The organism is Nocardia fusca NBRC 14340 (assembly GCF_001618425.1).
Taxonomy (GTDB): Bacteria; Actinomycetota; Actinomycetes; order Mycobacteriales; family Mycobacteriaceae; genus Nocardia; species Nocardia fusca.
Map to the genome: position 1 here is coordinate 309,172 of NZ_BDCU01000029.1, position 18,920 is coordinate 328,091.

Consider the following 18,920-nt stretch of genomic DNA (forward strand, 5'->3'; position numbering starts at 1 on the left):
CCCCTGGTGATCAGCTGATGTTCCGGACCGGGTTCCGCGGCGGAGTCGTCGTCTTGGCTGCGCGTGGCCACGCCGATGCTTTCACCCTGCCACTGTGGCGGGAACAAGTAGGCAAGGCCGCCGAGGTGGCTGCCGGCGGGGACGGCGCCTTGATCATCAACGCGACCCGGCTGGAGTTCCTGTCGCTGCGCACTCTGGCCGCGACAGCCGAGGACGCGTGCCGCTATCGGCGTGCGGGCGTCGAGGTGTATCTGGTGACTCCGGATCCGGAGATCGTTCGCCTGGCTGCGGGCGACTCCCGCACCGCCCGCCTACCGGTCCGCTCCACCGTGGTCAGTGCGCTGACAGCGATCCAGCTGCGCCGGCGGACGACACGCTTGACCGGACGGGACCCCGACCGGGCCCCGGAGATCGCCCCGGACGTACCGCGGAGCGGACAGAACGGGCGAGTGCGCTTCAGGACCGGGGACCCCGTGATAGCCATCGGTGAGTTCCGGGGCGCTGTGGCACCTACGTTGGCGCCGGGAACCGACCGGGATTGATTGTGCACACTTCCGGATCTCGATCTGGAGGCACCGTCCGCTGACTACGCGCCCCCTGTCATGGTGACCACGGTTTTCAGCCACCCTTCACGGCGCAGGTCGAACTGCTGGTAGGCGGCGATGGCCGCCACCGGCTCGGCGAGCCGGGTGATGAACCGGGTGGGGTCCAGATCGCCGCGCGCGACCCGGCCCAGCAGGCCCGGGACATAGCGGCGATGGTTGCAGTTACCTCCCTGCACCGTGAGATTGCGGTTGGTGACCGCACCGACCGGAAAGGCGTCGAAGTCCGGTGGGTATACCCCGACGATGCCGATGCTGCCGGCTTTGGCCACCGCGTTCACCGCCCAGCGCAACGCCAGGCTCGGGGCGTCGCCGACCAGCCACTGACCGTCACCGGTGTTGCCCTCGGTTGCGGCCGCGCCGCGTTCGGCTTCGAATGTCCCGGTGTCCACCGGCAGCTCCGCGGCGGCCGGGCCGGAGTGCGGGCGCTGCGCGTCGACACCGACCGCCTCGATCACCCGGTCCACCCCGATACCGCCGGTGAGCTCACGCACCGCGGACACCGGGTCCTCGACGCCGAAGTCGATCGGCTCGGCGTTCTGCGCGCGGGCGACCGCGAGTCGATCGGCATGGTCGTCGACCACCAGTACCCGCGAGGCACCCTGTCGCTTCGCCGACGCGACGGCGCACTGCCCGACCACGCCCGCCCCGAGCACCAGGACGGTGTCACCCTGGGACACCTGCGCCAGCTTCGCGCCGAACCACCCGGTGGGCAGCACATCGGACACCATGATGGCCCTGCTCGTCGGTCACCTCGTCCGGCACTTCGACCAGCGTCGTCGCGGCATAGGGGATGCGCGCGTACTCGGCCTGCAATCCGTCGACCGGTCCGGTGCTCTCCGGCCCGCCGAAGAAACTGGTGCCGGCCTGCGGGCCGTTCGGATTGGCCACGTCACATTGCGCGAAGTAGCCGGCCCGGCAGTAGGAGCAGTACCCGCAGGCCACAGTGGAACACACCACCACCCGGTCACCGGCCGCGAAGCCCCGCACCGCCGATCCGGTTTCCTCGACCACCCCGACTGCTTCGTGCCCGAGCACGGTCCCGGGCAACATGCCGGGCATGGTGCCCCGCACCAGATGCAGGTCGGTGCCGCAGATGGCGGAGGTGGTGATGCGTACGATCGCGTCGGTGGGTTCCTCGATCTTCGGATCGGTCACGTCGTCCAGGCGGATATCGCCGACGCCGTGCCATACGGCCTCCTGCCGAACAGCTGCATCGAAATGGTGTGAGGCGGGAAAATGCGCGGACCGGCGGGTGTTTATCCGGCGTCGGAATGGCTAATCCGGCCGCTGCCGGAGGTGGTTAAGCAGTCAGCTTCTCTCTGGCCCTGTCGTTGGTGGCTCGGTGGCGTGCTCGAGTGCCGGGCCGCCGGCGGTGAGGGGTTCAAGGTGCTCGACGGCCGGCCAACCCGCGGGCAGTTCCTCGGCCGGCGCCGCACGGCGTGGTTATGTGCCGAGGACGCCGTAGGCGGTGGCGAGGTGGGCGATTCGCTGTGCGCGGCCGAGACGGGGTAGGTCGCTGCCGTCGCGGATGACGCGGCCGCGCAACTGCCCGGCGCCGGATTCGTGACAGCCGCGGTCCGGTCTCCCCGACTACGCTGCGATCGAAATCGGCCGCGTGTAGGTCACGCTTCCGGCGTCCCCGGGTCGGTACCGTTCGCCGGTGACGGAAGGGGCTGTGATGGTGACGAGCACTGTGGTCGCGCTCCTCGGGGCGAGCGGAGAGCGCCCGCCGGGTTTGTTGCCCGCTCGTCAGCAGATGGCGTTCTCGTTGGGCTGGCATATCGTGCTGGCCTGCTTCGGGGTCGCCTTTCCCGCCATGATCTATGTCGTACATCGGCGCGGCCTGACCCGCGGGGACTCCGTCGCGCTGGGGTTGGCCAAGCGATGGGCGACGGTCTCGGCGATCCTGTTCGCCATCGGCGCTGTCTCCGGGACAGTACTCAGCTTCGAAATGGGACTGCTGTGGCCGGGACTTATGGGACGTTACGGCGACGTACTGGGTCTCCCATTCGCCTTCGAAGGTCTCTCGTTCTTCATCGAAGCCATCTTCCTCGGGATCTACCTCTACGGTTGGGGACGGATGCCACCGCGACGGCATCTCGCGATGCTCATCCCGATGGGGGTGGCGGGCGTGGTGGGAACGTTCTGTGTGGTCAGCGTCAACGCGTGGATGAACAACCCGACCGGTTTCCGGCTCGTCGACGGCGAGGTCACCGACGTCGACCCGTGGCGGGCGATGTTCAACGGCGGCGCGTTTCTGCAGTTCGCGCACATGTGGGTCGGTGCGTTCATGGTGGTCGGGTTCGTGGTGTCGGGCGTCTATGCCGCCGGCCTGCTGCGCGGCCGCCGCGACGACCACCACCGGTTGGGTTTCACGGTGCCGTTCGTCTTCGCGACCGTCGCCGCGCTGCTGCAACCTCTCATCGGGCATGTTCTCGGTATGCGGGTGCACGATACGCAGCCGGCGAAATTGGCCGCGTTCGAATTGGCCACCACCACCGAGGGCCCGGCTCCGCTGCGGCTGGGCGGGGTGCTGGTGGGCGGCGAGGTGCGCGGGGCACTCGATATCCCACGCCTGGGTTCGATTATCGCCCGCAACTCGCTGACCGCGCCCGTCCCGGGTCTGGACACGGTGTCCGTGCAGGACCGGCCGCCGGTCAACATCACCCACCTCGCCTTCCAAACCATGGTCGGGGTCGGCAGCCTGCTGGCACTCGCGGTAATCGTCTTCTGGGTGTTGCGGTGGCGGCGGCGTGATCTGCTGGCCCACCGCTGGTTCCTGCGGGCGGCGGTCGCGGCGGGACCGCTGGCTGTCCTCGCGCTCGAATGCGGATGGATCGCCACCGAGGTCGGCCGGCAACCGTGGACTGTGTGGCAGGTACTGCGCACCGAGGACGCCGCCAGCACCAGTACCGGACTATGGGTCGGCTATATCGGTGTGGTGCTGGTCTATCTCGGAATGACCGTGGGGGCGGTGGTCGTGTTGCGGTCGATGGCGCGACGCTGGCGCGCCGGCAGCGAAACGATCGTGGCTCCCTACGGTCCCGGGGCCTCCCCGGTCGACCAGGCGCAGCGCGCCCGCGGCACGGGAGGGCAGTGAACGATGGACCTGTCGGATGCCGTGGCGACCGCGATGTTCACCGGGGTGGTGTTGTACGCGCTGTTCGCGGGCGCGGACTTCGGGTCCGGTTTCTGGGACCTGACCGCGGGCGGGCCGCGACGTGGCGGTCGCCTGCGGGTGCTGATCGACCACAGCATCGGTCCGGTATGGGAAGCCAACCATGTGTGGCTGATCTACATACTGGTCTTCCTGTGGACCGCCTATCCCGCGGCCTTCGCGGCCATCATGACGACTCTGTTCATTCCGATGAGCCTCGCCCTGCTGGGCATCGTATTGCGCGGGGCCAACTTCGCGTTTCGTAAGTACTCCGCGACGATGACCCAGGCACGCCTGTTCGGCGCATTGTTCGCCGGGTCGTCCCTGATCACCCCGTTCTTCTTCGGGACGGTCGTCGGCGCGATCGCCTCTGGCCGTGTACCGGCGCAGGGATACGGCGACCGGGTGAGCTCCTGGGTGAACCCGACCTCGCTGGTCGGCGGCACCCTGGCAGTGGGAACCTCGGCGTTTCTGGCCGGAGTGTTTCTCACTGCCGATGCCGCGAGGTCCGGGGACCGCGGGCTCGCAGAATTCCTGCGGCCCCGCACTTTGGTAGTCGGTGGCGTGACCGGTGCGATCGCGATCGCGGCGATCACACCGATCCGGCGCGACGCACCGACCCTCGGCGACGAATTGCTCGGGCGGGCGCTGCCCCTGATCGTGCTGTCCGCGGCGGCCGGTGCCCTCGCCCTGGTGTTGGTGTTCCGCCGCCGGTTCGGGTGGGCAAGGGTTTTCGCGCTGGTCGCCGTCGCGGCGATCGTCATCGGATGGGCCGTTGCCCAGACGCCGTGGATGCTGGTCGACGAAATGCTGATCTCCGACGCCGCGGGAGCCCGTGCCACCCTGCTCGCTCTACTCGCAGTCGTGGGTATCGCGGCAGTGACTGTGTTGCCGGCACTCACCTACCTCTTCTGGCTCACCCAGTCCGACGCCTGGGTTCGTGAGGAGGCCACTCCTGCCCGCGGGAAAAGCGAACCGTGACGAGTCATTCGCCTTCGGGTCTTCTCACGGTTTGCCGCGTGCGGGGGTCTGTTCCGCGACGGCAGCGGCGCATCCCGACGATCGGCCACGCCCCGCTGCGCGTCGAAGCCCGCGGAGATCATCGCCGCGAGCCAGGCCTATGAGAGCTTCTCCTCACCGGCCGCCCCGGAGCGGCCGAGCCGATATCACCGCGTGACCTCGCGAGGTGTCCCGTAACAGCAAAGCTCGTATGCCATCAGGGTACGGCGGCAACGGGGCGTAGGCAGCTGGCCGGGGGGTCGATGAGAAAGCAGGGTGACACGCCGCGGGTGGGTCGATAGTCGCCGGGCACGCCACCTTCGGCGATGGTCCGGCTGTACGTGGCGACAGCGTCGGTCGGGCGGCGAGTGAGACTCGGGTCGGTGATGGTGTCGACGGTGTAGAGGCCGAACCGGGGACGGAAGCTGCCCCATTCGTAGTTGTCGGTGAGACTCCAATAGTTGTAGCCCATCACGTTGATACCGTCGGCCTCGGCGCGCTGGATCCAGTAGACGGTGTCCTGGAGATGGGCACTGCGAGTGAAGCCGTCGGCGCGTGGATGTCCGTTGTCGGTGGCCATCCCGTTTTCGACAATGTAGAGAGGTTTACCCGGGAAGCGGTCGGCATAGTGCCGGAGGGCGAAGTAGATCCCTTCCGGACGGATCGGAAGCTCCCAGATCGGCGGTCCGGGCGGGACCGCGGATCCGACGGCGCCGCCGAGGTATTCGATGATCGTCCGTGCCGCGTCGTATCCCCAGTAGTAGTCGATTCCGACGTAGTCGAGGCGGGCGGCGATACGGTCGACGAGGGCGCCGTTGATCCGGTCCTCGGCGCCGGCGACGTAGCCGACATTGCTGGTCACCTGAGCGTTCGGCCGGACGTGGTGGATATGGTCGTAGATTCTGTTGTGCGCCTCCGCGATCCGGTCCAGCATCTGAGCGGCGTCGGCGTTGCCGCGACCGGTCTCGTGGGCGATATAGGCGACGGGTTCGTTCACGGTGACCCACAGCGGATCCTGCGCGGCGTAACGGTCGACGACGGCACGCATATTCGCCAGCCAGTCCTCGACGATGGTCGGGCTGCGCCAGCCGCCCCGGTCGGCGATCCAACCCGGATACACCCAATGGTCGAGGGTGATCATGGGTCGCATACCGGCCCGGGCAATGCTCGCGACCACCGAGTCGTAGAAGCGGAAAGCCTGCTCGTCCCAGACCCCCGGTGCCGGCTGCAGCCGTGCCCATTCCACCCCGACCCGGAACACCCGGACGCCCAGGTCCGCGGCAAGGCGGATATCGGACTCGAAGCGGTCGTAGAAATCCACCGAATTCCCGAGGCGGTCATAGGCGGGGTTCGCCGCGATATACCGACTCCAGTTGCTGTCGGGCGCATGGCCTTCGGCCTGGAACCCGGAGGATGCCACGCCCCAGAGGAACCCGCCGTCCAATCGTGGTAGCCCGGCGGCGGATTGCGGCGCGGCGGCGGCGTGCGCACAGAACAATACGGTCGAAACAAGAACCGTGAGTGAAGCTACCCAGTACCGACGGAGCCGTGGACGCATCGCCTCAGGGTAATCCCGGCGAGCACCGGCTCGGCACAGAAACGCCGATCCCGCGGATATGACGGGCGGCGACCGGCCTCCCCGACCCGAGTGCGGGTGGGAACCCATGGCGCACCGGCGTGTTCCCGACAGAACGGCGGCGTGGTGGTAGGTGCCCCGGTATCCATCTCACCGGTCGTTGTGATTCGTCGAGACCCCGCCATCCACCGTGCGTACCGCAGCGAGATTGTCGCGTGCGATCACAGCCTGTGAGTAGTCGGGTGCCCCGAGCCGCTCGGCGTCCGCGAAGTTCTGCTCGAAATGGTCGATGGCCTCCGCCATACGCCCGGCCCGAAGTCATCCGGCGCGTGTTCTCGGCGCGTCCGTATTCTCGCGAGCCGGTCGCCCCCGGCCTCCTGCGTCCGGCGAATTGCCGCAGCGTAGCGTGGCCCGCGTGGCGGCAGAAAAGGAGTTCGGGCAGGTGGTGAGCTCGTCGGAACTCGCCGCGGCCTGCCGTAGCGTGATTCCCGAACTCACACAGCGGTTGCTGGCGGCCATCTTCACCGACAACCCCGAATGGACCGACTACTCGGCGGTGACGCACGCGGATCTGCTCGACGGCTGCCGGCGGTTCCTGACGCGGGTCCTGGACTTGCTGGGCGGCGGGACAGAGTGCACCGACCAGGACGATGTGGCCGCGACCATCGGCAAACAGCGCGCTGAGCAGGGCGTACCGCTGGAGGCCATGCTGCGCACCTTCAGGCTGGGTGGACGCATCGTCTGGGAAGCGCTGCTCGACAGGGCCGGTGAGGTGCCGCCCGCCGAATTCAGAGAGACCGGCACGGCCATGTGGGCGGTCATCGACAGGATGTCCTCGGCACTGGTCACCTCGTACCGCAGCACCGAGATGGACCGTGTACGGCGGGACGAACGCCGTCGGCACAGTCTGATCGAGGACGTACTCGCGGGCCAGGCACGAGATTCGCTGTTCGCCGCCCGCGCCGCCCGCGAACTGAACCTGCCCATCCACGGCGACTACCTGGTGGTAGTGGCCCGGGGGGACTCGCATCCTTTGCATACGGGGTCGGAAACGGCACTGAATTCGCTCGGAGTCCGCTCGGCCTGGCATGAACGAGCGGATTCCACAGTCGGCCTGGTAGCGCTCGACGGTCACGCCACCGAGCCCGTGCTGCAACAGCTTCGCCCCAAGGTGCGTGGACGGGCAGCCGTCTCCCCCGCGGTTGCCGGAATGGCCGCGATCAGCACCGCACACAGCTTGGCGGTGCTCGCACTCGATACCCTGCCCGAGGATGCCGCGGGGGTATTCATCTCGCTCGACGAGCACTATCCCGAAGCCCTGTTGCTGCGTTCACCCGATCTGACCGAGTTGCTGATCGCTCGCACCCTGGGCCCGGTCCTCGAATTGCCGGCGAAGGAACGGGAGATTCTGTTGCGCACGCTGGCCGTCTGGCTGGCCGAGAGCTGCTCCGCCGCCAATGCCGCGCCCCGGCTGCACTGCCATCGGAACACCGTGATCAACCGCCTGCAGCGCATCGCCACGCTGCTGGGCCGCCCGCTGGAGGGTCAGCGCGCCTACCTGGAGTTCTCCCTGGCGTTGACCGCGCTCGAGCTCGGCGCGACGGCCCGCGACAAAGACCACACCCGCTAGCCCGATTGGGCTCAGCGCCCAATCAGGACCACACATATCTGGACATCGAGGTCATTGTTTGTGCACCTGGTGCCCACAAGACTCGACTGGACGACCCACACCGCAACCGGAAGCGGGTCGATGGTTCGAGGATGAGGAGCACCACAAGTGCCGGAATTCGATCTGCTCGTGGTCGGTGGCGGCCCCGGCGGGTACGTGGCGGCCATCCGCGCCGCCCAACGCGGCCTGCGCGTCGGCCTGGTCGAGAAGGAGCGCCCTGGTGGTGTGTGCCTGAACTGGGGTTGTATCCCCACGAAGGCCATGCTGCGGTCCGCCGAGGTCCTCCAGACGATTCGCGACGCAGCCGATTTCGGTGTGCACACCGATGGCATTCGCGTCGACTTCGCCGCGGTGCGCGCGCGCCGGGACGCCATCGTCGGGGAACTCACCGAGGGGGTGGCAGGACTTCTGAAGACGAACGGGGTCACCGTTATCGAGGGACATGCGCGGCTCACGGGACCGACCACCGTCGAGGTGTTCGAGGTCGGCGGGTCACCGGTTTTCCCCGGCGGGCCCCGCTATGCCGCCGACGCGGCCGCCGACTCGGCTCGCACGATCAATGCGACCGATGTGCTCATCGCGACCGGCTCGGTCCCGGCGCGGCTACCTGTTCCCGGCGCTGATCTTCCCGGCGTCATCACCTCCGACGGCGCATTCGGGCTGACCGAGATCCCCGATCGGCTGGTCGTCATCGGGGGCAGCGCGGTGGGTGTGGAATGGGCCGCCCTGTTCGCGACCTTCGGTAGCGAAGTCACCGTGGTGGAGAGGCAAGATCGCCTGGTCCCCTTGGAGGACGCCGAGATCGGCATCGCGCTGGGCCGGTCGTTCGGCAAACGCGGTATCACCGTGTTGACCGGATCGACCGTCGCGGCCGTCACGCAGGCCGGGGAACGGCTGCGGGTGAGCGTCGACGGCCCGAAGGGGCGCGACCTCGATGCCGATGTGGTGCTGGTAGGCGTGGGCCGCCGTCCGAACACCGGCCAACTCGGACTGGATGCCGCGGGCATCGAGACGGACGCGCGCGGTTTCATCCGAGTCGACGACCGGCTGCGTACGAACGTCGAGCATGTCTGGGCGATCGGGGATGTCACCGGCAAGGCGCTGCTCGCGCACGTGGCCTCCCATCAGGGCCTGACCGCGGCCGACGTGATCGCCGGGCACGATGCGCACATCGACTACACCGTGATCCCGGCCGCGACCTTCACCCATCCCGAGATCGCCGGCGTCGGCCTCACCGAAGACGCCGCCCGCGCCGCCGGCCACGACGTGATCACCGCCAAGTTCCCGTTCGAGGCGCTGGGCCGGGCCAAGACCTTCGGCGACACCGAGGGCTTCGCGAAGATCGTCGCCGGGGCACGGCACAAGGAAGTTCTCGGCGTACACATCATCGGCCCGTCGGCCAGCGATCTCATTGCCGAGGGCGCACTGGCGATTTCACTGGAAGCGACCCTCGACGAGCTCACCGAGACAATCCACGCCCACCCCACCCTCGGCGAGATCGGCATGGAGGCAGCCCTGGCCGGGCTCGGCCTGCCGGTACACATCGCACCGACCCGGAAGCGTTGAGGAGACCAGGTGACGATCGGCACCACGCCGCACAAGCGCGCCCGCAAGACGACCGGCTCGACCGGCGCAGGCCACCCGGCCGAGACCGCCGAGCCCAGCACCACCGCAGCTCCGCCGCCCGGCACCGGGTCACCGGCCACCGAACCCGGAGCGAGCGACGCCATCGAGACCCGGATCGCCGCCGAGGACCCGGATACGCTACGCGGCCTGTTCCGCGACATGTTGTTCGTGCGCCGCTTCGAAGAGCGCACCGCGCAGAGCTACCAGCAAGCGAAGATCGGCGGGTACTGCCACCTCAACTTGGGTGAGGAAGCCACCGTCGTCGGCATGGGCGCGGCGATGCGCCCCACCGACTACCTGTTCACCAACTACCGGGAGCACGGCTACGCCCTGGCCAAGGGCATCGAGCCGGGCCGCGTCATGGCCGAACTCTACGGCCGTTCCACCGGCACCTCGAAGGGCTGGGGCGGTTCGATGCATATGTACGACACCGCGACGCGCTTGCTCGGCGGTTACGCCATCGTCGGCGGCCAGGTCCCGCTGGCCGTCGGCGCCGCGCTCGCCATCGACTATCGGGGCGGCGACGACGTGGTGGTGTGTCAGATGGGCGAGGGCACCACGAATATCGGCGCGTTCCACGAGTCGCTGAATATCGCCGCGCTGTGGCACCTGCCGATCGTATTCCTGGTGATCAACAATCAGACGGGTATGGGCACCACGGTCGAGAACTCCTCCGCCGAACCCGATCTGTGGAAACGCGCCGCCGCTTACCGTATGCGCGGCGAACGGGTCGACGGCACCGATGTGCTGGCCGTCCGAAGCGTGGCGGGCGAGCTGATCGAAACGGCTCGGCGCGAAGGTCGACCGGCGCTCCTGGAGACGGTCAGCTACCGGCTCAAGGGACACTCCGTAGTAGATCCCGCGAAGTACCGCACCGACGAGGATGTCTCGATCGCGCGCGACCACGATCCGATCGCGCTGTGGCAGAACCGGTTGCTCGACGCCGGCGTACTCACCGAGCAGTCGGTCTCCGATATCGAAGACGAGGTGACCGAACGGGTCGCTGCCGCCGTGGAATTCGCGGAAGCCAGTCCGCATCCGGAGCCGTCGAGCCTGTTCGACTACACCTATGCGACGCCGGTCGCGGGAGACTCCCGCCGCCTGCCGGCCGACCCCCTTTTCGCTGACCAAGGAGTTCCCTGTGGCTCTCATGACCTACCGTGAAGCGCTGCGCGAAACCCTCCGCGAGGAGATGCGGCGCGATGAAGACGTCTTCCTCATCGGAGAGGAGATCGGCATCTTCGAAGGCTCGTACAAGATCACTGCCGGCCTGCTGGCCGAGTTCGGCCCGAAACGGGTCCGCGATACTCCGATCGCCGAGGAGGGGTTCGTCGGCGCGGCCATCGGGGCCGCCATGCTCGGTCTGCGCCCGGTGGTGGAGCTGATGACGATCAACTTCTCGCTCCTGGCACTGGACCAGATCGTCAATCACGCGGCCAAGATCTATGGCATGTTCGGCGGGCAGACCAATGTACCCATGGTCATCCGCACCCCGGGCGGCGGCGGCCAGCAGCTGGGCGCGACCCACTCGCAGAACATCGAGCTGTACTACGCGTTCGTCCCCGGCCTGAAGGTCGTCGCGCCGAGCACACCGGCCGATGCGCGGACACTGCTGAAAGCCGCCATCGACGACGACGATCCCGTGCTCTTCCTGGAGAACCTCTCGCTGTACAACACCAAGGGCGAAGTGCCGGAGAGCCTGCCGGCCGCCGAGATCGGCAAAGCCGCCATCACGCGCCCGGGCAGCGATATCACGCTGATCGGCTACTCGAGAATGGCGACGGTCTGCACCCAGGTCGCCGACCGGCTGGCAGGCGAGGGAATTTCGGCCGAGGTGATCGACCTGCGCAGTCTGCGCCCACTGGACCGCACCACCCTCATCGCATCCGTACGCAAGACCGGCTGCGCTGTGATCGGTGAAGACGACTGGCTCACCTACGGTATCGGCGCCGAGGTAGCGGCCTCCATCTCCGACGGCGCCTTCGACTACCTCGACGCGCCCGTACGCCGCGTGGCCATGGCCGAGGTTCCGCTGCCGTACGCCAAGCCACTGGAACGGCTCGCTCTGCCGTCCGCCGATTCGCTGTACACCGCCGCGCTCGAAACTCTCGCGGCCGTCGGCACCCGACGCTGAAACCGGAGGAACAACGTTGCCCGAAATCACCATGCCGCGGCTCTCGGACACCATGGAGGACGGCATCATCTCTGCTTGGCTGAAGAAGGTCGGCGACCAGGTGACGCGTGGCGAGGTGCTCGCCGAGATCGAGACCGACAAAGCCCTCATGGAACTCGAAGCCTACGACGACGGCGTGCTCGAACAGATCATCGCCGAGGCAGGTGCACGCGTCCCCATCGGCGAGCCGATCGCCGTGGTCGGCGACGGAAGCCGACCGGCAGCAACCACACAGGCCCCGCCCCGAGCCACCGCCTCCGTCGCTTCCACACCGCAGCCCGTGACTCGCGGCGCACAGCCCGACGGCCGGGGTACGACCTCCGAAACCGATGCGCCCACCGGCGAATCCGGTGCACGAACGAAGTCCTCGCCGCTGGCCCGCAAGGTCGCCCGCGAGCTCGGCATCGATCTCACCGCGGTGGCCGGGACCGGACCCAACGGACGCGTGACCCGTCGAGACGTCGAAGCCGCCCACCGGGCAGGTCGTTCCGCGGCTGTGGTCGCACCCGTCGAGCCCGAGGTCGCCGCCGCGCCGACGGCCCCGGCTGCCGCCGACCACGAGGAAATTCCGCTCACCACCATCCAGCGGATCTCGGCCCAGCGCCTCACCGAAAGCAAGCAACAGGCGCCACATATCTATCTGACCAGCGCCATCGATGTGACCGACCTGCTGGGTTTGCGCGCCCGGATCAACACGACTCTCGCGGAAACGGAAGCGGGAAAGATCAGCATCAACGACCTGCTGGTCAAGGCTGTGGCCGCAACGCTGCGGGCGAACCCGACCGTCAACGTCTCCTTCGCCGGCGACAAGCTGTTGCGACACCGCGGCGTGCACCTCGGTGTCGCGGTGGCGACCCCGGCGGGCCTCATGGTTCCGGTGATCCGGGATGCCGATCGCAAGAGCGTGTCCGAGATCGCCGCGGAGTCCCGCGACAAGGCCGAACGCGCGCGTGACCGCACGCTGCGACCCGCAGAAATGGAAGGTTCCACCTTCACCATCTCCAACCTGGGCATGTTCGGTATCGAACACTTCACCGCCGTGATCAACCCACCCGAGGCCGCGATCCTCGCCATCGGCGCGGCCACCGACGAACTGCACTTGGACGGCGAACAGGTGGTCAGCCGAAAAACCCTGCGCGTCACCATGTCCGCGGATCACCGCGCCGTCGACGGGGCCGTCGCCGCCAAGTTCCTGGCCGACCTGAAGTCGCTGCTCGAACACCCCTTACGAATCGTGATCTGAGTCCCGGGAACTCCACGATCCTTTTCCGCCATCCCCGGGATCGGATGTCTCGCGGCGCGCAGGCCCGGCCGGTTCAGGATCGATTCGGGGTGCTCGCCGACGGCGGGAACGGGCCCGAGGGAGTTTCCCGGCTGTCGTCGAGCGCGGGAGGACGTGGCCTCGGCTGCCGCCGCTCGGTGACAGGTGGGCGGCTGCTACGCCCGGTAGCCGTCGGTTCCGGCCCGCGACATCACGATATTGGGGACCACGGCACGCGAGGACAATCGCAGCAGCGCATCGACCATCCCGACCACATCGTTCACGGCGAGCATCCGCTCGGGCGGGATCCGGTCGTGGATCCATGCGCTCATCTCGGTGTCGACGTAGCCGGGTGCGATCGTGGTGGCGGTGACGCCGTTCGCCGATTCCTCGGCGTTGAGAGTGGCGATCAGCGAGATGAGCGCCGCTTTCGCCGCGCCGTACACCGATAAACCGGCCTCGGCGTACACGCCGGTGATCGACGACAGCGCGATCACCTTCGCACCCCGTGCGGGCGCGGCGGCCGCACCCGCACGCAGCATCGGAAGCGCGCCCTGGATGAGCTGCAGCGGTGCACGCAGATTCACGGCGAGAGTTTTGTCGAAGCGACGCATCGAGGATTCGGCGAGCGCACCGGCAGTGCCGACGCCGGCGTTGAGGATGAGCGCGGACATCGCCCCGAAGCGGTCGGCGTGCTGGGCGAGAACCCGCTCCACACCCGCCGTATCGGCCATATCCGCGGCAACGGAAACGATATCGGCGGCGCCGGCCGCGCGCAGGTCGGCGGCGACTGTGTCGAGACGGGCGGCGTCGCGCGCAGTGACCGTCAGGGCATATCCCTGCCGCGCGAGCATTTCCGCGATACCCAGGCCGATACCGCGGGTGGCGCCGCTGACGAGCGCGACCTTTGCGTTGTCTCCGGTCAATTCCGGCCTTCCTTCAATGCGCGTAGTCCGGCCGCGATGAATTCCGGGGTCGCTTCGGCTGCGCGCGCCGCGTCGGAGCCGGCGTCGGAGCCCTGCCGCGCCCGGTGCGCGATGCCCTCACCGATCACGCCGAGTTTGAAATTGGCCAAAGCGAGATAGAAACCCCAGTTCCCGAGGTCGCGTCCCGATACTGTGGCATACGACTGCGCGAGCGCCTCGGAGGTGGGCATCCGGTCGCTGGTCCATGCGGCCCGGGTGCCGAGGATCAGGTCGAATATCGGCGTACGGTACACACACATCAGCGCGGCGTCGGTCAGTGGATCACCGAGGGTGGACAGCTCCCAGTCGACGACAGCCCGCACCCGGCCGGGACCGGACGAGTCGAGGATGGTGTTGTCGATCCGGAAATCGCCGTGCACGATCGCGGACGCCGACTCTCGCGGTACCGCCTCCGACAACGCCGCGTGCAGCGTGGCGATGTCGGGGAGTTCCCGGGTCTTGACCCGTTCCCATTGCGACGCCCAGAGTTTCACCTGGCGTGCGAGAAACCCCTCCGGCCGGCCGAAATTCTCCAGGCCCACCGCTGCCGGGTCCACCGCGTGCAATTCGGCGAGTACCCGCACCAACTCGGCGACCGCGGCGTCCACTTGCTCGTCGCTGAGAGCGGCGAGGTCGTCCTGGTCGCGGATCACGGCTCCGTCGACGAATTCGACGACGGTCATCGGCGCACCGAGCGTGGTGCCCGCCGAGTCGAACGCGACCGTTTTCGCCACGGGTACAGCGGATTTTTGCAGCGCGTCGGTCACCGTGTACTCGCGCGCCATATCGTGCGCGGAAGGGGTGAGCCCGGCGACGGGTGGTCGTCGGACCACCCACTTCGACACGTCGTCGGACGCGGCGAAGGTGAGGTTCGACCGGCCGCCGCTGATCAGTTCCACTCGTAACTCACCGTGCACATCGATGCCCTGTTCCCGCAGGAACCGTTCCAGTGCTGCGGTGTTCATGCCCGGTAGTTTCATTCACTGTCTCGCAGTGCACGTTTGGCGGCACCGACCACGCGTTTGGCGATCGCCCACCGGTGAACCTCCGACGGTCCGTCGTAGATCCGGAAGGGGCGCACCTCGCGCGAGAGCCGCGCCAGGGGGAGATCACCGGAGACGCCGAGGCCGCCACACATCTGCATACTGCGGTCGACGATCCGGAAGATCGCCTCGGCGGCGAAGGTTTTCGCGATCGAGGTGGCGTTCGCGGCCGGTTCGCCGCGATCGAGTTCCCAGCAGGTGCGGGTCAGCAGGGCGCGGGTGGCGGCGATATCGATCTCGTTGTCGGCGATCATCTTCTGGACCATGCCGAGGTCTCCCAGCCGTGCGCCGAATCCCTGGCGCCGGGCCACATGGGCCACCGCCACGTCGTGTCCACGACGGGCCGCGCCGAGCCACCGCATCACATGGGTCATCCGCGCGGGACCGAGGCGGACCTGCGCGTATTCGAAGCCTCGATCGACCTCCCCCAGCACCGCCGACTCCGGAACAAGCAAATCTTCGAAGAACACCTCGCAGTGGCCACCGACCATCGAACGATCCAAGGTGTCGAGATGCCGCCCCACCCGGATACCCGGGGTGTCCGCGGGCGCCAGGAACATTGTCGCGCCGCCACGCTGGCCGGGCTCACCGGAGGTGCGCGCCATGATGATGAAGAAGCCCGCGCCGTCGGCGCCGGTGATGAAGTATTTGGTGCCGTTGATCCGCCATCCGCCCTCGGCTCGGACCGCACGGGTGGCCAGTGCCGAGGGATCCGACCCTGCGCCGGGTGCGGGCTCGGTCATCGCGAACGCCGAGCGGACCTCACCGTGCGCGAGCGGAGCGAGGTACTGCAGTTTCTGCTCCGGGTTCGCGATATGGGCGAGCATGTGCACGTTGCCCTCGTCGGGTGCGGCGATATTCAAGGCCGTCGGCCCGAACAGGGAGTATCCCGCCTCCTCGAAGACAGGCGCCCGGTCGCACATCCCCAGCCCGTGACCGCCGTATTCGACCGGGGCGTGTGGGGCGAACACGCCCGCATCGCGGGCCGCCTGCTGCAACTGCTCGCGGAACCGGTCACCGCCCGCCGCGGCGATATCACCGTCGTGTGCGTCCTCGAGCGGCAGCACATGGTCACGGATGAACCTACCGGTGCGGTCGGCCAGAGCTTGCACCTCGGGCGGAAGGGACAGATCGATCGCCACAGGTCCACTCCTCCATCTCACTGTGCCGAACGATCGCTCGGCCATTCACTGTCACGCAGGCTCGCATACCGCGATATACGCTGTCAATTCCCGGTACGACACGAACCAATGATGTTCAGCTATCCTGAACATTATGAACGCTTCGGATTATCGGCACGCGGTGGGCGGCCGGGCGCGGCAAGCCCGGATCGCGGCCGGGCTCTCACTGCGGGCAGTCGCGCAGCGCATCGCCGTCAGCCCCGCCACGCTCAGCGCCATCGAGAACGGTCGGACCGGCGTATCCATCCCCCGGCTGCACGAGCTGGCCGCCCTGCTCGGCACCACAGTGTCATGGCTCATCGGGGAGCAGGATGCTCCCGCGACCGGCAGTCCGCGAACGGGTGGCCGCCGGGACCTCACCCCCGCACCGGACAGCGACTCGCGCCGCGCCTGGCGCGAGTTCCCCCCGCTGGACATCGACCCCGTCCTCGCCGCTGCCATCGACTCATTCGTCGAAACGGGATACCACGGCGCCACCATGCGTTCCATCGCGCGCCGCGCCGGTATGAGCGTTCCCGGCGTGTACCACCACTACCACGACAAACAGCAGCTCTTGGTGCGGGCGCTCGACCTCACCATGGATGAGTTGCACTGGCGAGTTCGCGCGGCACGACGCGAGGCCGGAACCGGGCGCGCCCGCATCGGATGTGTCGTCGAGGCACTCGCCCTGTTCCACACCCACCGCCGCGAACTCGCCTTCATCGGAGCAAGCGAGATGCGCAGCCTCACCGAGGAAAACCGGCTTCGGATCATCGCTTCCCGCGACAAAATTCAGCATCTTCTCGACGAGGACATCGACACCGCGGTTCGCGAGCAAAACCTGACCACCGGCCGCGAACGAGTCGCCGGCCGCGCCATCGCCACGATGTGCACCTCGCTACCCCAGTGGTTTCGTCTCGACGGACCCGCGACCCCCGAACAGATCGCCACCGACTACGCCGATTTCGCCCTCGGCCTACTCGGCATGCGGAACAGTGGATCCAGCGATCCCGGCCCGATCGGTAGCTCTGCGGGAGCTGGATGAGGCGTCGGCGGCCGGCGCCTTTTATTTCGACACATGTCCTGGGTGTACTGACCCGAGAGGTTGGGGACGCGGGTGCTGCCGAGTACGCGGTGATCGCGGGCAGTGTGCGATGACACGAATGCGGCACGGAATGAAGGAGATCGGAATGACGGCGGCCTGGGACGAAACGTATCTGGAGGAGCTGGCGCGAGCGCTGAAGGCGGCGGATACGGGCGGTTGGCGCGAACCGGCGCTGCGAACGGTGATCGAAGGTCTCGGCTGGCAGTGGCAAGACACCGATGCCGGACCGCTGTTGCTCCGGGGGCCTGAGCCGGAAGCGCCCGGTGGGGCACCCCGGCTGCGCCCCACCGGCCGCTTCGAAAAGGACTATGCGCACGGTGGCGAGGAGTACGTGGGGCTGTATGTGCCGGTGGCCCGGCCCGAGAGCAGTGCCGCGGGGAAAGCACAGGCCTTCCGGGCAGCCGCTGAGACCCTGACCGAGGAGTTCGGCCGCGCCCCCATCATGGGCGCGTACGGCGACCCCGGACCGTTCTACGACTCCGCGCCCACCTGGGGCAGTCCGTTCCTGCGCTGGCGTGAGCGGGAGAACACGCTGGAACTGCGCGCCGGCGAACACGGCCCCGAACTGCTGCTCCAGCCGACGGGCCCGGTGGAGAACTGGTTCTGGCGCCAGGGCCACGGCGAGCACAACGCCCTCGGTGGCTTCTTCGGCACCCGCCGCGATCCCGTCAACGCAGGCTTGAGTTTCCCCGGCGGCTGGCACACCGACGACTGGGACGTCTTCTCCCGCACCCTCGGCGCTTTCCTCCATACTCTCCCGGCCGAGACCCACTCCCTGAGCATCGACTTGGATCTGGGGTTCCACGCTCTCGTTCCCGGCACCCGCGGCCCGATCGTGTTCCACCTCGTCTGCGGCGAACGACTGGAGATCGTCTACGACACCGAAGAACTCGGCGAATCCATCACCGATCCGCGCTCTTTCGGTTGGATACCGCACACCACCCGCCCGGCCGCGCTGGACCACTGGCTCGAGTCGCCCTACCACTCCGCAGATTTCGGCATCGGCGAGGTCGACGGCCGCGCACTGGCGAAAATGATGGTCGACACCCTGCGCGACCTGGGCGTCGGCTCTCCGAAGGACCTCAGCCTGACCGACCACGCCCAGCGCGTCGGCGACTACGACGTCGAATACTACGGCCTCACGCTGCAGGAGAATCCGTAGGCGCCCGAGGGAGACCCGGTAGGTGAAACGCCATGCCCAGGCCACTGCGACACGACCGGGACGTTGCCGCGCTGTCGGGCCAGCAGTGTCGTGATGTGCAGCTTTGCGATGATCCGACTCGACACCGCCAGCTACCCGGTTCCATAACCACAGGTGGAGCGCGTGACAGGCATAGTGGTTGTGTCCGGAGGGAGAATCGACCACTACGCCCACGCGCTCACCAGGCAACACGTCCTATATATCAAATAAGGGACAGATAGACGCCTGAGCCGGGCCAGCCGATCGAAATCCGTGCTGGCTGGCAGACTTGGCTTCACCCCGCCAGGCCGGCTTCAACCACTACCTTCGGGTTCCCCCACGCCTCGAACTGCATCCCTCCTGCAATCCGGCGGCATATGCAGTCCGGACCCGCGCGCGCT

The 18,920-nt window shown here is 67.8% G+C and carries 17 protein-coding genes and 1 pseudogene; 10 read left to right on the plus strand and 8 right to left on the minus strand.

Going from position 1 to position 18,920, the window contains the following annotated elements:
* The first annotated feature begins 53 nt into the window (after positions 1-53).
* Positions 54-542 carry an STAS domain-containing protein gene (locus NF4_RS18810; RefSeq protein ID WP_157120438.1) on the plus strand — a complete coding sequence of 163 codons (489 nt, stop codon included), beginning with the start codon at positions 54-56 and terminating at the stop codon, positions 540-542.
* Positions 543-586: 44 nt separating this feature from the next.
* Here the strand turns inward: NF4_RS18810 and NF4_RS39325 are convergent, their stop codons facing one another.
* From NF4_RS39325 to NF4_RS40280, 3 genes and pseudogenes are all read right to left on the minus strand, one after another.
* A complete protein-coding gene (locus NF4_RS39325; RefSeq protein WP_232330542.1) occupies positions 587-1,333 on the minus strand; it encodes a zinc-binding dehydrogenase in 747 nt (248 codons plus the stop codon).
* Entirely contained in the window at positions 1,269-1,760 is a 492-nt protein-coding gene (locus NF4_RS39330) for an alcohol dehydrogenase catalytic domain-containing protein (protein ID WP_232330543.1), read from the minus strand. Before NF4_RS39330 ends, NF4_RS39325 begins: the two co-directional genes overlap by 65 nt.
* 288 nt (positions 1,761-2,048) lie before the next feature.
* Positions 2,049-2,147, minus strand: a pseudogene (locus NF4_RS40280) (HpcH/HpaI aldolase/citrate lyase family protein); the annotation flags it as partial.
* Between the two features lie 118 nt (positions 2,148-2,265).
* Between NF4_RS40280 and NF4_RS18820 the strand changes: the two are divergent.
* Both NF4_RS18820 and NF4_RS18825 read left to right on the plus strand, forming a co-directional pair.
* Positions 2,266-3,705 (plus strand): cytochrome ubiquinol oxidase subunit I, encoded by a 1,440-nt coding sequence (locus NF4_RS18820; RefSeq protein ID WP_232330544.1) that lies wholly within the window; start codon positions 2,266-2,268, stop codon positions 3,703-3,705.
* A 3-nt stretch (positions 3,706-3,708) separates the two neighbouring features.
* Positions 3,709-4,743, plus strand: coding sequence for a cytochrome d ubiquinol oxidase subunit II (locus NF4_RS18825; RefSeq protein ID WP_063128611.1), 1,035 nt, complete (start codon positions 3,709-3,711; stop codon positions 4,741-4,743).
* A 235-nt stretch (positions 4,744-4,978) separates the two neighbouring features.
* On the opposite strand, the gene NF4_RS18830 is transcribed toward NF4_RS18825, so the two are convergent.
* Both NF4_RS18830 and NF4_RS37860 read right to left on the minus strand, forming a co-directional pair.
* Positions 4,979-6,319, minus strand: coding sequence for a family 1 glycosylhydrolase (locus NF4_RS18830; RefSeq protein ID WP_063128612.1), 1,341 nt, complete (start codon positions 6,317-6,319; stop codon positions 4,979-4,981).
* Between the two features lie 168 nt (positions 6,320-6,487).
* Entirely contained in the window at positions 6,488-6,640 is a 153-nt protein-coding gene (locus tag NF4_RS37860; protein ID WP_157120439.1) for a hypothetical protein, read from the minus strand.
* A 112-nt stretch (positions 6,641-6,752) separates the two neighbouring features.
* Here NF4_RS37860 and NF4_RS18835 point away from each other — a divergent pair, with 112 nt between their 5' ends.
* The 5 genes from NF4_RS18835 to NF4_RS18855 all read left to right on the plus strand — a co-directional run bounded on the left by NF4_RS18835 (position 6,753) and on the right by NF4_RS18855 (position 13,048).
* The gene (locus NF4_RS18835; protein ID WP_063128613.1) at positions 6,753-7,967 is read left to right on the plus strand and encodes a PucR family transcriptional regulator; all 1,215 of its coding nucleotides are present in this window, start codon (positions 6,753-6,755) and stop codon (positions 7,965-7,967) included.
* A gap of 147 nt (positions 7,968-8,114) precedes the next feature.
* The gene (gene lpdA, locus NF4_RS18840; RefSeq protein WP_063128614.1) at positions 8,115-9,572 is read left to right on the plus strand and encodes a dihydrolipoyl dehydrogenase; all 1,458 of its coding nucleotides are present in this window, start codon (positions 8,115-8,117) and stop codon (positions 9,570-9,572) included.
* Between the two features lie 9 nt (positions 9,573-9,581).
* Positions 9,582-10,796, plus strand: a complete 1,215-nt coding sequence (gene pdhA / locus NF4_RS18845) for a pyruvate dehydrogenase (acetyl-transferring) E1 component subunit alpha (RefSeq protein WP_232330545.1) — start codon at positions 9,582-9,584, stop codon at positions 10,794-10,796.
* Complete coding sequence (locus tag NF4_RS18850) at positions 10,783-11,766, plus strand: alpha-ketoacid dehydrogenase subunit beta (protein WP_198165379.1); 984 nt, start codon at positions 10,783-10,785, stop codon at positions 11,764-11,766. Before pdhA ends, NF4_RS18850 begins: the two co-directional genes overlap by 14 nt.
* Before the next feature lie 16 nt (positions 11,767-11,782).
* Positions 11,783-13,048, plus strand: coding sequence for a dihydrolipoamide acetyltransferase family protein (locus NF4_RS18855; protein WP_198165374.1), 1,266 nt, complete (start codon positions 11,783-11,785; stop codon positions 13,046-13,048).
* Positions 13,049-13,242: 194 nt separating this feature from the next.
* Here the strand turns inward: NF4_RS18855 and NF4_RS18860 are convergent, their stop codons facing one another.
* From NF4_RS18860 to NF4_RS18870, 3 genes are read right to left on the minus strand one after another with little or no spacing between them, the layout of a single operon-like run.
* Positions 13,243-13,992, minus strand: a complete 750-nt coding sequence (locus tag NF4_RS18860; RefSeq protein ID WP_084533232.1) for an SDR family NAD(P)-dependent oxidoreductase — start codon at positions 13,990-13,992, stop codon at positions 13,243-13,245.
* Complete coding sequence (locus NF4_RS18865; protein ID WP_084533243.1) at positions 13,989-14,996, minus strand: phosphotransferase family protein; 1,008 nt, start codon at positions 14,994-14,996, stop codon at positions 13,989-13,991. Before NF4_RS18865 ends, NF4_RS18860 begins: the two co-directional genes overlap by 4 nt.
* Positions 14,997-15,007: 11 nt before the next feature.
* The gene (locus NF4_RS18870; RefSeq protein ID WP_063128618.1) at positions 15,008-16,216 is read right to left on the minus strand and encodes an acyl-CoA dehydrogenase family protein; all 1,209 of its coding nucleotides are present in this window, start codon (positions 16,214-16,216) and stop codon (positions 15,008-15,010) included.
* 133 nt (positions 16,217-16,349) lie between these two features.
* Between NF4_RS18870 and NF4_RS18875 the strand changes: the two genes are divergently transcribed.
* Positions 16,350-17,279 carry a TetR-type transcription factor C-terminal domain-containing protein gene (locus NF4_RS18875; protein WP_063128619.1) on the plus strand — a complete coding sequence of 310 codons (930 nt, stop codon included), beginning with the start codon at positions 16,350-16,352 and terminating at the stop codon, positions 17,277-17,279.
* A gap of 145 nt (positions 17,280-17,424) precedes the next feature.
* A complete protein-coding gene (locus NF4_RS18880; protein ID WP_063128673.1) occupies positions 17,425-18,501 on the plus strand; it encodes a hypothetical protein in 1,077 nt (358 codons plus the stop codon).
* The last annotated feature ends 419 nt before the right edge of the window (positions 18,502-18,920 follow it).

Coding starts and splice junctions, on each gene's coding strand:
- NF4_RS37860 (WP_157120439.1), bottom strand. CDS start 6,640: ATGGCGGAGGCCATCGACCATTTCGAGCAGAACTTCGCGGACGCCGAG.
- NF4_RS18875 (WP_063128619.1), top strand. CDS start 16,350: ATGAACGCTTCGGATTATCGGCACGCGGTGGGCGGCCGGGCGCGGCAA.
- NF4_RS18850 (WP_198165379.1), top strand. CDS start 10,783: ATGACCTACCGTGAAGCGCTGCGCGAAACCCTCCGCGAGGAGATGCGG.
- NF4_RS39325 (WP_232330542.1), bottom strand. CDS start 1,333: ATGGTGTCCGATGTGCTGCCCACCGGGTGGTTCGGCGCGAAGCTGGCG.
- NF4_RS18880 (WP_063128673.1), top strand. CDS start 17,425: ATGACGGCGGCCTGGGACGAAACGTATCTGGAGGAGCTGGCGCGAGCG.
- NF4_RS18830 (WP_063128612.1), bottom strand. CDS start 6,319: ATGCGTCCACGGCTCCGTCGGTACTGGGTAGCTTCACTCACGGTTCTT.
- NF4_RS18865 (WP_084533243.1), bottom strand. CDS start 14,996: ATGAACACCGCAGCACTGGAACGGTTCCTGCGGGAACAGGGCATCGAT.
- NF4_RS18825 (WP_063128611.1), top strand. CDS start 3,709: ATGGACCTGTCGGATGCCGTGGCGACCGCGATGTTCACCGGGGTGGTG.